Genomic DNA, 11747 nt, shown 5'->3' on the forward strand with positions numbered 1-11747 from the left:
GACACGGCGGAGAGGCGGGCGCAGTCCCGTACGGCGTCGGCGGCGCGCGTGCCGGGGGGGCAGGCACTAGACTCTTCGCGGCCGATCATCCGCCCGTCGAGGGCGCGGGGACACGCGCGACACAGGGAGAACCATGCGCTTCATCAACCCACCCACCACCGATCTCACCTACTCCGACGTGTTCCTCGTTCCCAGCGCGTCCGAGGTGATCTCCCGCTTCGACGTCGACCTCTCCTCGGAGGACGGCTCGGGCACCACCATCCCGCTGGTCGTGGCCAACATGACGGCCGTGACCGGGCGGCGCATGGTGGAGACGGTGGCGCGCCGGGGCGGTATCGGGGTCCTGCCGCAGGACGTGCCCGTCGAGGTCATCGCCGAGGTGACGGGCTGGGTCAAGGCCCGGCACCCGATCTTCGAGACCCCGCTCAAGCTCCAGCCGCGCAACACGGTCATCGATGCGCTGCACCTGATGCACAAGCGTGCGCACGGCGCGGTGCTCGTGATCGACGACGCCGGAACCTGCGTCGGCGTGGTCAACGCGTCGGACTGCGAGGGGGTGGACCGCTTCGCGTCCCTCGAGGCCGTCATGCGGCCCGCTCCCGCCGCCTTCGAGGCGTCGCTGTTCGACGACGAGCCCGCCACGGCGCTCCAGAAGGCCTTCGAGGACCTGGACGGTGCCCGCACCTCGCTCGCCCCGGTGGTGCGTGACGGCGTCCTGCAGGGCGTGATCACCCGCACGGGTGCGCTCCGCTCCACCATCTACGATCCCGCGCTCGACGGCGCGGGGCGGCTGCGCGTCGCCGCGGCGGTGGGCATCAACGGCGACGTCGAGGCGAAGGCGGCCGCCCTGATCGATGCCGGCGTCGACGTGCTCGTGGTCGACACGGCGCACGGTCACCAGCGGAAGATGCTCGACGCCCTCGCCGTCGTGCGCGGGCTGGACCCGAAGGTCCCCATCGTGGCCGGCAACGTGGTCAGCGCCGACGGGGTCCGCGATCTCGTCGCCGCGGGCGCGTCCATCGTCAAGGTCGGCGTGGGCCCCGGCGCCATGTGCACCACGCGCATGATGACCGCCGTCGGACGCCCGCAGTTCTCCGCCGTGCAGGAGTGCGCGCAGGCCGCGGCCGAGCTGGGCGCCCACGTGTGGGCCGACGGCGGTGTCCGCTACCCCCGCGACGTCGCCCTCGCCCTCGCCGCGGGCGCGAGCCAGGTCATGATCGGCTCCTGGTTCGCCGGGACCTACGAGAGCCCGGGCGACCTGCAGACCGACAGCGACGGCCGCCGCTACAAGGAGAGTTTCGGCATGGCGTCGGCCCGCGCGGTGCAGAACCGGACGCGGCGCGACGACGTCTTCGCGCGCGCCCGGAAGGGACTGTTCGAGGAGGGCATCTCCACCTCGAAGATGTACCTGGACCCGGCGCGCCCCGGCGTCGAGGACCTGATCGACATGATCACCGCAGGCGTCCGCAGCTCCATGACGTACGCCGGTGCGGCATCCCTGGCCGAGTTCCGGGAGCGGGCCGTGGTCGGCGTGCAGTCCGCTGCGGGGTACGAGGAGGGCCGCCCGCTCCAGCAGAGCTGGTAGCGGCGGGGCCCTTCCGGTGACGGACGCTGGCGCGTCGTCGTCGAGCCGGTAAACTGGCCTCCTTATGGACAGTCCTTCTAGGGGCCGGCTATCGGCCGGCAGCCCCTCATTTCTCGACCATCCGCCGCACGAGCCCGGGTCCGGGCGTCCCGTCGGCTCCGGTGAGGACGCGGCTCCCGAGCCCGCCGACGCCGCCGACCCCCTCAGACGCGGACCGCTGCACCCCTCCGATCGGGCGAACCGACGGACCTCCGTCACGGAGGGGATGTAGCGGTGGAATGGATCTATCTCGCGGCGGGACTGCTCCTCGTCCTCGGCACGGGCTTCTTCGTCGCCGTGGAGTTCGCGCTCGTGGCGCTGGACCAGACCTACGTGCAGCGCGCGGTCGACGACGGCGACACCAAGGCCGAGCCGCTCCTTCGCTGCCTGAAGTCCCTCTCGACACAGCTCTCGAGCTGCCAGCTCGGCATCACCCTCACCACGCTGCTGACCGGATACGTGATGGAGCCCTCGGTGGGTCGGCTGCTGGAGACCCCGCTGGCCGCACTCGGGCTCTCCGAGGCGCTGATCGCGTCCTCATCGATCATCATCGCCATGGTCCTCGCCACCCTCCTCTCGATGCTCATCGGGGAGCTGGTCCCGAAGAACCTCAGCATCTCGCTGCCGTTCCAGGTGGGACGCGCCCTCGCCCGCCCGCAGCTCATGTTCACGGCCGTGTTCAAGCCGGCCATCGTGGTGCTCAACGGGTTCTCGAACCGCATCCTCCACATCGTGGGACTCGAGGCGAAGGAGGAGATCTCCGGCGCGAGGACACCCTCCGAACTGTCCTCCCTGGTGCGGCGCTCGGCGGAGATGGGCACCCTGGACCAGGGCACCGCCACCTTCCTCGCGCGCACCTTCAGCTTCTCCGAGCGCACCGCGGCGGATGTCATGACGCCCCGTATCCGGATGGAGACCATCGACTCGGACCAGACCGTCGCGGACGTCGTCGAGGCCGCCCGACGGACCGGCTTCTCCCGGTTCCCCCTGATCGGCGATTCCGCCGATGACATCCGGGGTCTCGTCCACGTCAAGAAGGCCGTGTCCGTACCCCGCCACAAGCGCGCCGACCTTCCCGCGGGCACCATCATGACCGAGGTGCTGCGCGTCCCGGAGACCGTGCACCTCGACTCCCTCCTCAGTGAGCTCCGCGAGGCCAACCTGCAACTCGCCGTCGTCCTCGACGAGTACGGCGGGACGGCGGGTGTGGTCACGCTCGAGGACCTGGTCGAGGAGATCGTGGGCGAGGTCGCCGACGAGCACGACAAGCTCAAGCCCGGCGTGCTGCAGAGTGCCACGGGGGACTGGTACTTCCCGGGGATCCTGCGCCCCGACGAGGTCAGCACCCTGGTGCCCGGTCTCGTGGTGCCCGACGACGCAGGCTACGAGACCGTGGCCGGTTTCCTGATGGCGGAACTCGGCCGGGTCGCCGAGAGCGGGGACCGCGTGGAGGTGCCCGCCGGGTCGCTGACGGTCGAGCGCATGGACGGTCGCCGGATCGACCGCGTCCAGTTCCGGCCTGCGCCCGTCCCGTCGGATGGTGCCGAGGGTGCCGAGGGTGCCGAGGGTGCCGAGGGTGTGGAGGGCGACGACCATCGCGGCCGCGGGTCAGTCGATCGTGCGCCGGCTCGTCCCGATCCAGCCGTCGTCCCGGAGCGCCGGGCGACATCCGGAACCGGCGCGGAGCCGCGCCCCGCGCTCGCCGGCAGCACCGCCGTCCGGAGGAGTGAGCGATGAGCGACTGGGCGGGAATCGTCTGGCTCGTCGTCCTGCTGGCGGGCAACGCCTTCTTCGTGGGCGCGGAGTTCGCCGTGATGTCCGCGCGCCGCAGCCAGATCGAGCCGCTGGCGGAAGCAGGCTCCAAGCGCGCCCGCACCACCATCTGGGCCATGGAGCACGTCTCCCTCATGCTCGCCTGCGCCCAGCTGGGCATCACGGTGTGCTCCCTGCTGATCCTGCAGGTCGCGGAGCCGGCCATCCACCACCTGCTGGTGGTACCGCTGGAGGCCCTCGGTGTCCCGGGCGGTCTCGCCGACGGGATCGCCTTCGCGATCGCGCTGCTGCTGGTGACCTTCCTCCACGTCACGTTCGGCGAGATGGTGCCGAAGAACATCTCGGTATCGGTCGCTGACCGCGCGGCGCTGCTGTTGGCGCCGCCCCTGGTCATGATCGCCCGGGTGGTCAATCCGGTCATCTCCTCGCTGAACTGGGCCGCCAACCACATCCTCCGTGCACTCAAGGTGGAGCCGAAGGACGAGGTGTCCTCGACCTACACGCTCGAGGAGGTGCAGTCGATCGTCGAGGAGTCCACCAAGAGCGGGCTCGTCGACGACGAATCCGGGCTGATCACCAGTGCCCTCGAGTTCTCGGGCCAGACGGCGGCGACCACCATGGTGGCCCTGGACGAGCTCGTGACGGTGCGCACGGACGCCACTCCGGAGGACTTCGAGCGCGCGGTCGGCAGGACCGGTTTCTCCCGCTTCGTGATGGTCGACGACGCCGGGAACCTCACCGGCTACATGCACATCAAGGACGTCATGTCGATGCCGGAGTCCATGTACCGGCGGCCCATCACGGAGAACAAGGTGCGCACCCTGGCCAACATCTCGGTGGACGACGAGATCGAGGACGCCCTCACCGTCATGCAGCGCACGGGCTCGCACCTGGCCCGCGTGCTCGGCCCGGACGGAGCGACGCGCGGTGTCCTGTTCCTCGAGGACGTCATCGAGCAGCTCGTCGGGGAGATCCGCGACGTCACGCAGAACCAGGGCGTCCGCCGGACGGGTGAGGGGCTCGGGGCCGAGGCGCCCTCCCGCCGATCGTGACCTGATCGATCCGACCGCAATGCGAACCGTTCGCGTTCTGCGCTATGCTCGGGACCTAACGTAAACAGTTCTCATTAGTTCGAAGAGGTCACCCCATGCCGCTGCGCCGCCGTCTCCTGCTTCCCGGTCTCCTCACGGTGACCGCCCTCTCGGTGGCGGCGTGCGGGGACGGCGGAGCGGCCGACGCGGGAGCCGCGACCGAGGGTGGGCCGCTCCGCGTGGTGACGGCCACGAACGTCTACGGCGACATCGCCGCGGCCGTCGGGGGCGACGACGTCGAGGTCACCTCCCTCGTGAACAGCCTCAGTCAGGACCCCCACTCCTACGAGGCGACGGTGCAGGACAAACTGTCGGTGTCCGGCGCCGACCTCGTGATCGAGAACGGCGGCGGGTACGACGCGTTCCTGACCCGTCTGGCCGAGGAGACGGGCGTGGAGTCGGTCCTCACGGCCGTGGACATCGCCGGGCTGGACACCGAGGAGCCCGAGGGCTCCGAGGCGTCGGGCGAGCCCGGGGCGTCCGGAGAGGCCCCGGCATCCGGTGCTGCACCGGACGAGGCGGAGCACGCCGACGAGGCCGCGCACTCCGAGGAGGCCGAGCACTCCGAGGACGACGGCCATGGCCACGGCGCCTTCAACGAGCACGTCTGGTACGACCTCGCCGCCATGGCGGACCTCGCCGATGCCGTCGCGGAGGAGCTCGGCCGCCTCGACACCGCGAACGCCGACGCCTACCGCGAACGGGCCGACTCCTTCACCGCGGAGCTCGCGCCGCTGCAGGACCGGCTCGCCATGCTCTCGGGGTCGTCGGGCCATGCCGACGTGGCCGTGACCGAGCCCGTTCCCCTCCACCTGCTGGAGGACGCGGGACTGCACAACGTGACCCCCGAGGAGTTCACCGAGGCGATCGAGGAGGAGACCGACGCCCCGATCGCGGTGCTCGAGGAGATGAAGGAGCTCGTCTCGAACGGCTCGCTGACCTTCCTGGCGTACAACGACCAGACGCAGGGGTCCCAGACGGAGGCGGTGCGCGCCTCCGCCGAGAAGGCGGGCCTCCCGGTGCTCGATTTCACGGAGACCCTTCCCGAGGGCGAGGATTACATCTCGTGGATGACCTCGAACACCGAGAGCGTCGAGGCGGTCCTCGGGTCCTGACCCCACGAGCAATCCGTCCCTGAGCTTCTGCGCTGTATCGGCGCTATCCTCAGGAGCTACCGCACCCGACAGACTGGACACCCCTGCACATGGCTTCGCTCACGTCCCCGCGCCCGGATGCGCGCGGTGATGCGGGCAGCGTACCCGCCGTCAGCTTGCGCGACGCATCGTTGTCCTTCGGCTCCCGCACCCTGTGGCAGGGTCTCGACCTCGACATCATGCCCGGCGAGTTCTTCGCCGTCCTCGGGCCCAACGGCTCCGGGAAGACCAGTCTCCTGAAAGTGCTGCTCGGCCTGCAGCCGCTCGACGGCGGGACGGCAACCGTCGGTGGGCAACCGATCCGGCGTGGGAGCCGCGCGCTCGGGTACATCCCGCAGCAGAAATCCTTCCCGCCCGAGACTCCGCTGCGTGCACGTGACCTCGTGGGGCTCGGGATCGACGGTCATCGCTGGGGGCTGCGGGTGAAGGGCAGGGAGTACCGCCGCCAGGTGGACCGGCTGCTGACAGACGTCGGCGCGGACTCCTACGCCGATGCGCCGGTGGGACGCCTGTCCGGCGGGGAGCAGCAGCGGCTCCGCGCAGCGCAGGCGCTCGCCACCGACCCCGAGGTGCTCCTGTGCGACGAGCCGCTGCTCTCGCTGGACCTGCATCACCAGCAGGCGGTGAGCGCGCTCATCAGCAGGCAGAGCCGCGAGCGGAACAGTGCCGTGGTCTTCGTGACGCACGAGATCAATCCGATCATCGACTACGTGGACCGCGTGCTCTACCTCGCCGACGGCAGGTTCCGTGTGGGTCCGCCGTCGGAGGTCATGACCAGCGAGGTCCTCTCGGACCTCTACGGCAGCCCGGTGGAGGTCCTCCACAGCAACGGGCGGATCGTCGTCGTCGGGCTACCCGATGCCACCACGCACCACCACGAGAGCGTGTAGCCATGGACTTCCAGGAAGCCTTCAGCGCGATCTTCACGTTCGACAACTACGCCCAGCTCCTCCCGCTGGTGCGGAACTCGCTCATCGCCGGAGCAGTGCTCGGCCTGCTCGGCGGCCTGATCGGCACCTTCGTGATGATGCGTGACCTCGCCTTCGCCGTCCACGGCATCGCCGAGCTGTCCTTCGCGGGCGCCGCCTTCGCCCTGCTCGTCGGGGCGAACGTCGTCGGCGGTTCGCTCGTGGGGTCGGTGCTGGCTGCGATGGTCCTCGGGCTCATGGGGATCCGTGCGCGCGACCGCAACTCCATCATCGGCGTGGTCATGCCGTTCGGTCTGGGGCTCGGCATCCTCTTCCTCGCGCTGTACGAGGGGCGCGCGGCCAACAAGTTCGGCCTCCTCACGGGGCAGATCGTCTCCGTGGACGCCGTCCAGCTGAACCTGCTCGTCGGGTGCGCGGCGGCGGTGATCATCGCCCTGGCCGCCATCTGGCGCCCGCTCACCTTCGCGAGCGCGGACGCCGATCTCGCCGAGGCACGCGGGGTGCCGGTGCGCGGGCTGTCGATCCTGTTCATGCTCCTGCTGGGCGTCTCCGTGGCCCTGTCCATCCAGGTGGTGGGAGCACTGCTCGTGCTCGCCCTGCTCATCACGCCCGCGGCGGCCGCGCTCAAGGTGACCTCCGCACCGGGGCTCGTCGTCCTGCTCAGCGTCCTGTTCGCCTGCACCTCGGTGGTGGGGGGCATCCTGCTCGCGCTCGGCGGCCGCATCCCGATCAGCCCCTACGTCACCACGATCTCGTTCGTCATCTACCTGGTGTGCCGGTTCGTGGGGAGCAGGAGGGCGAGCGGGGGACGGACCCTTGCCCGTCCGGAGTCAGCGGGTACGGCCTGATTCCCGACCCTCGATGGCAGCGGCGCGGTGAGGGGCGCCACGACGTCGTCAGGACGCTGTGGGCTTGTCCTGCGAGCCGACGGCGTCCGAGATGGTCTGCTCCATCGAGCGGAGGAATCGCGTGACGGTCTCGGTCTCCTCCGAGGTGAGCGCGTCAGCCGCCGCCATGACGCCACGCTTCTCGACGTCGAAGGCGTCGCGGAACTCGTCGGTGGCCTTCTCGCCCGGTTCGAGGATGACCGCGCGGCGGTCCACGGGGTGCCTGCGGCGCCGGATGTAGTGGCCGCTCTCCAACCGGTCGATCACCAGGGTGGTCGACGCGCTCGAGATGCCGAGGGCGAGCGCCAGGTCCTTCGGGCTCGCCGTCTTGTCCGACTGCCAGACGCCGAGCAGGTAGCGGAGGGCCGAGAGGTCCGTCTCGTTGATGCTCAGTCTCTGGCTCAGACGCCGGCGGAGGCCGCTCTCGATCGAGCGGTAGGCCCGCAGGGCGTTCAGCACGTCGACGCCGGTGGCCGCGGGACGGTCCCGGGAGTCGTCGGGTGAAGCGGAGGCAGCGTGATCCGACGCTTCGGCGGGTGGGTACCAGTACCCGGATCCCTGCCGTGCGTCGGATGGCTTCATGCCATTACCTTAGACCATCTAGTAGCCAAGTTCTCTAGGTACCCGTTCGTGACGGCGGCTCGGGCCTACGCGGACGGCCCGCTCCGTCCACACGGATGTAATGCCTCCGACGACAGGGCGTACGGGAGATCCACACCATCGAGGGCAGTGCCGAGATCCTCGAGGAAGCGGCGGACGACGACCGCCTCCTCCGGGAGCAGCCGGGCAGCGACCTCCATCATGCGTTCGTGCAGCTCGCCCATCGTCGAGCGCACGTCGTCGTGGGACGCGGCGGTGGCGCGGACCTCCACGGAACGCGCATCCTTCGGGTTGCGACGGCGCTCGGCGTGACCGCTCCGCTCGAGGCGGTCGATGAGGACCGTCGTGGCCGCCGTCGAGATCTGAAGATCCCGGGCGAGTGCCGCCGCGTTGAGCGGGCTGCCGGCTCGGTCGGCATACAGCAGGAGGCGCAGGGCCGTCATGTCGGTGCGTCCGAGGTTCATCGAGTCGCGGCTGCGGGCGCGCATCGCGCTCTCCGCATCGCGGTAGCGGCGAACGGCGGTGACCAGGTCGTCGAGCGGGGCGGAGGCGTCTCCGGGTCCGTCCGAGGTGTCGCGGTCCGCCGGCCCCGTCGTCCCTGAACCCGCACCTGTGTCACCGGTGTCGGGGGAGAAGGACGTCACGCCACGATCCTAGGTGCGCGCACCGCCGCTGTGGCCGGGTAGATCCGGTCTCCCGCGAGCGTCGGGACGCGTGCGATCATGGGCGCGATCATGGGCGGGATCATGAGCGCCGTCACGGGGACGGGGGCGCCACCGCACCCTGCCGCGCCGAGCACTCCGGGCACAGCCCCTGGATCTCGACGGTGTGCGCGGCGTCGGTGAACCCGTGGGCCGCGGCCGTTCGGACGGCCCACTGCTCCACCGCGGGTGCCTCGATCTCGACGGCCCGCCCGCAGTTCCTGCACAGCAGGTGGTGATGATGGTGCTCGACGGCGCAGCGGCGGTAGACGGCTTCGTTGTCGGCGTTGCGCAGCACGTCCACGAGACCGTCGTCGGCCATGGACTGGAGGATCCGGTAGGTGGTCGCGAGCGACACCGAGGCGCCGTCGTCCTGGAGGAGACGATGCAGTTCCTGGGTGCTCACGAAGTCGTCGATCGCATCCAGGGCTGCGCTGACGGCGCGGCGCTGGCGCGTCACACGCTGTTCGGAGCCCTTCCGTGAAGCCGGCATGGCCGCCTCTGTCCCGGCCGGTGCCACTGCCGGGGGTGTCGCCTTCGGCGTCATGTCCTACCCTTCTCGCAGGCGCTCGCAGCCGCGGATCAGCTCCAAGATTATCAGCGTGGCCGCGGGTAGTCTGGGCGCATGCTGATGACCAAGTACTCCCACTCCTGCGTGCGCCTCGAGCTGGACGGCACCGTCGTCGTCCTGGACCCGGGGACGTTCTCCGAGGTCGAACAGGCGCTCGAGGGCGCACACGCGGTCCTCGTGACGCATGAGCACCCCGACCACATCGCCGTCGATCGCGTCGTCGCGGCGCTGACGGCCGATCCCTCACTCGGGCTGTGGGCGCCCCGGGGTGTCGCGGACACCGTCACCGAGGCCCTCGGCGACGCGGCGGGAGGCCGGGTGCACGCCGTCGCGAGTGGCGAGAGCTTCGCCGTGGCCGGTCAGCAGATCCGCACCTTCGGAGGTCAGCACGCCCTCATCCACGCGCTCATCCCCGTGGTCGCGAACGTCGGATTCCTCGTCGGCGACGTCTATCACCCGGGAGATTCCTTCATCGTCCCCGAGGGCGTCGAGGTGGGCACGCTCCTGGTGCCCGTGCACGCGCCGTGGTCGAAGCTCGGCGAGGTGGTCGACTTCGTGGCCTCCGTGCGCGCGCCACGCGCCTTCCAGATCCACGACGCCCTGCTCAACGAGGTGGGACTCGGCATGGTCGAGGGGCACGTGACCCGACTCGGCGCGCGCTACGGCTCCACGTTCCGGCACCTCGCGGTGGGGGAGAGCACCGAGGTCTGACCGGACGCCGGCCGCCGGTCGACAGCCGTCCCGGGAGCACCGCTCGCGCCGCAGCACGTTCGGCATGGCATCGACGATCTCCGTGTGGTGGACTGACCTGCATCAGGACCGGGCGCGGTCACCTCCGCGTCCCGGTCGCCACTTCCGACAGGAGATCTCGATGAAGACTCTGATGGATGTGCAGGAACTGCAGGACCGGATGACCTCCGGCGCGCAGACGATCCTGCTCGACGTGCGCTGGTCCCTCGGCGACCCGCACGGTCATGAGCACTACCGCGCAGCCCACCTACCCGGAGCCGTGTACGTGGACATGGAGTCGCAGCTCTGCGCTCCGGGCGGCCCCGGCCTGGGCAGGCACCCGCTCCCCGACGCCGAAGCACTGCAGGAGGCAGCGCGGCAGTGGGGCATCAACGACGGCGACACCGTGGTCGCCTACGACGATTCCGGGAACCTGGCGGCGGCCCGCCTCTGGTGGCTGCTGCGTGACGCCGGCTTCGAAGGCGTCCGGCTGCTCGACGGCGGCCTCGCGGCCTGGCGTGCGGCCGGCCACGAGGTGGAACGCGGCGAGGAGCAGCACTGCGTGGGGAACGTGCACCTGTCCGCGGGTCACATGCCCGTGGTGTCCGTCCCCGACCTGCTCGAGCCGGCGGGCCTGCTGCTGGATGCACGCGCCGCAGAGCGCTTCCGCGGCGAGCACGAGCCGGTGGACCCCCGAGCGGGTCACATCCCTGGTGCGATCAGCGCCCCGACCTCCGAGAACCTCGCCGAGGACCGGCGTTTCCGTTCGCCGGACGAGCTCCGCCGCCGGTTCGCGGCCTTCGGAGCGGACTCCCGGCCGGTAGCGGTCTACTGCGGCTCCGGGATCACCGCGGCGCACGAGATCGCCGCGCTCGACATCGCGGGCATCGATGCGGCGCTCTTTCCGGGGTCATGGTCCCAGTGGTCGACGACGGAGGGCCTCCCTGTCGCGACGGGTGCCTGAACCCGCCCTGTGATACCCCTCCGACTCGGCACGGGGTCATCGACGGGTATCGGAGGGTGGGACGCACGGTGTCCCGCCCTCCGTGCGCGTCCGGCCCTCCGTGCGTCCCCTGTGATGTGCTGGTCGGGCTGGTCGATATGCTGGTCGGGCGGAGGAGCGGCGCGGTAGCGTCGTAGCCATGAACCCAGGACGCCCGGCACCACCACCGCTGCGCGGCGCGGTGCCGCTGCCCCCGGCCGCCGTTCGCCCGAGCCCGGATCCAGAACCAGCACCCGCCGCAGAACAAGGAGTCCCGATGACCACGCTGTTCACCAAGATCATCAACGGCGAGATCCCGGGGCGGTTCGTCTGGAAGGACGACGACGTCGTCGCCTTCCTCACGATCGCGCCGCTCACGCCGGGTCACACGCTCGTGGTGCCGCGGCAGGAGATCGAGCACTGGCTCCGGGCCGACGAGGGAACGCTGGCCAAGGTCATGGCCGTCGCGCAGACGATCGGCACGGCCCAGGAGAAGGCGTTCGACGCCGAGCGGGTGGGACTCCTCCTCGAGGGCTACGAGGTACCGCATCTCCACGTGCACGTGTGGCCCACGCAGTCACCCGCCGACTTCGACGTCAAGCGCGTGGACCTGGCCCCGGACCCCGCCGCGATGGACGAGGCGGCCGAGATGCTGCGGTCGGCACTGCGCGATGCCGGTCACGGCGCCTTCGTTCCCGCCTGACCG

12 protein-coding genes are annotated in these 11747 nt (G+C 70.5%); 9 read left to right on the forward strand and 3 right to left on the reverse strand.

Annotation, left to right across the window (positions count from 1 at the left end):
• Positions 1-133: 133 nt before the first annotated feature.
• The 6 genes from guaB1 to AC4D12_RS05010 all read left to right on the forward strand — a co-directional run bounded on the left by guaB1 (position 134) and on the right by AC4D12_RS05010 (position 7419).
• Positions 134-1585 carry a GMP reductase gene (gene guaB1 / locus AC4D12_RS04985; protein WP_490948821.1) on the forward strand — a complete coding sequence of 484 codons (1452 nt, stop codon included), beginning with the start codon at positions 134-136 and terminating at the stop codon, positions 1583-1585.
• A 273-nt stretch (positions 1586-1858) separates the two neighbouring features.
• Positions 1859-3361, forward strand: a complete 1503-nt coding sequence (locus AC4D12_RS04990) for a hemolysin family protein (RefSeq protein ID WP_490948822.1) — start codon at positions 1859-1861, stop codon at positions 3359-3361.
• Positions 3358-4449, forward strand: coding sequence for a hemolysin family protein (locus tag AC4D12_RS04995; RefSeq protein ID WP_490948823.1), 1092 nt, complete (start codon positions 3358-3360; stop codon positions 4447-4449). Before AC4D12_RS04990 ends, AC4D12_RS04995 begins: the two co-directional genes overlap by 4 nt.
• Before the next feature lie 95 nt (positions 4450-4544).
• A complete protein-coding gene (locus tag AC4D12_RS05000) occupies positions 4545-5603 on the forward strand; it encodes a metal ABC transporter solute-binding protein, Zn/Mn family (protein ID WP_490948824.1) in 1059 nt (352 codons plus the stop codon).
• Between the two features lie 89 nt (positions 5604-5692).
• The gene (locus AC4D12_RS05005; protein WP_490948825.1) at positions 5693-6532 is read left to right on the forward strand and encodes a metal ABC transporter ATP-binding protein; all 840 of its coding nucleotides are present in this window, start codon (positions 5693-5695) and stop codon (positions 6530-6532) included.
• A gap of 2 nt (positions 6533-6534) precedes the next feature.
• A complete protein-coding gene (locus AC4D12_RS05010) occupies positions 6535-7419 on the forward strand; it encodes a metal ABC transporter permease (protein WP_490948826.1) in 885 nt (294 codons plus the stop codon).
• A 48-nt stretch (positions 7420-7467) separates the two neighbouring features.
• Here AC4D12_RS05010 and AC4D12_RS05015 read toward each other — a convergent pair whose 3' ends face one another.
• From AC4D12_RS05015 to AC4D12_RS05025, 3 genes are all read right to left on the reverse strand, one after another.
• Positions 7468-8040 (reverse strand): MarR family winged helix-turn-helix transcriptional regulator, encoded by a 573-nt coding sequence (locus tag AC4D12_RS05015; protein WP_490948827.1) that lies wholly within the window; start codon positions 8038-8040, stop codon positions 7468-7470.
• A gap of 65 nt (positions 8041-8105) precedes the next feature.
• Positions 8106-8702, reverse strand: a complete 597-nt coding sequence (locus AC4D12_RS05020) for a MarR family winged helix-turn-helix transcriptional regulator (protein WP_490948828.1) — start codon at positions 8700-8702, stop codon at positions 8106-8108.
• Positions 8703-8814: 112 nt separating this feature from the next.
• Complete coding sequence (locus tag AC4D12_RS05025) at positions 8815-9252, reverse strand: Fur family transcriptional regulator (protein WP_490949484.1); 438 nt, start codon at positions 9250-9252, stop codon at positions 8815-8817.
• A gap of 132 nt (positions 9253-9384) precedes the next feature.
• Here AC4D12_RS05025 and AC4D12_RS05030 point away from each other — a divergent pair, with 132 nt between their 5' ends.
• From AC4D12_RS05030 to AC4D12_RS05040, 3 genes are all read left to right on the forward strand, one after another.
• The gene (locus AC4D12_RS05030; protein ID WP_490948829.1) at positions 9385-10041 is read left to right on the forward strand and encodes an MBL fold metallo-hydrolase; all 657 of its coding nucleotides are present in this window, start codon (positions 9385-9387) and stop codon (positions 10039-10041) included.
• Between the two features lie 160 nt (positions 10042-10201).
• Positions 10202-11023, forward strand: a complete 822-nt coding sequence (locus AC4D12_RS05035; RefSeq protein WP_490948830.1) for a sulfurtransferase — start codon at positions 10202-10204, stop codon at positions 11021-11023.
• A gap of 295 nt (positions 11024-11318) precedes the next feature.
• A complete protein-coding gene (locus AC4D12_RS05040) occupies positions 11319-11744 on the forward strand; it encodes an HIT family protein (RefSeq protein ID WP_490948831.1) in 426 nt (141 codons plus the stop codon).
• The last annotated feature ends 3 nt before the right edge of the window (positions 11745-11747 follow it).

The organism is Arthrobacter sp. TJ-266 (genome assembly GCF_058269115.1).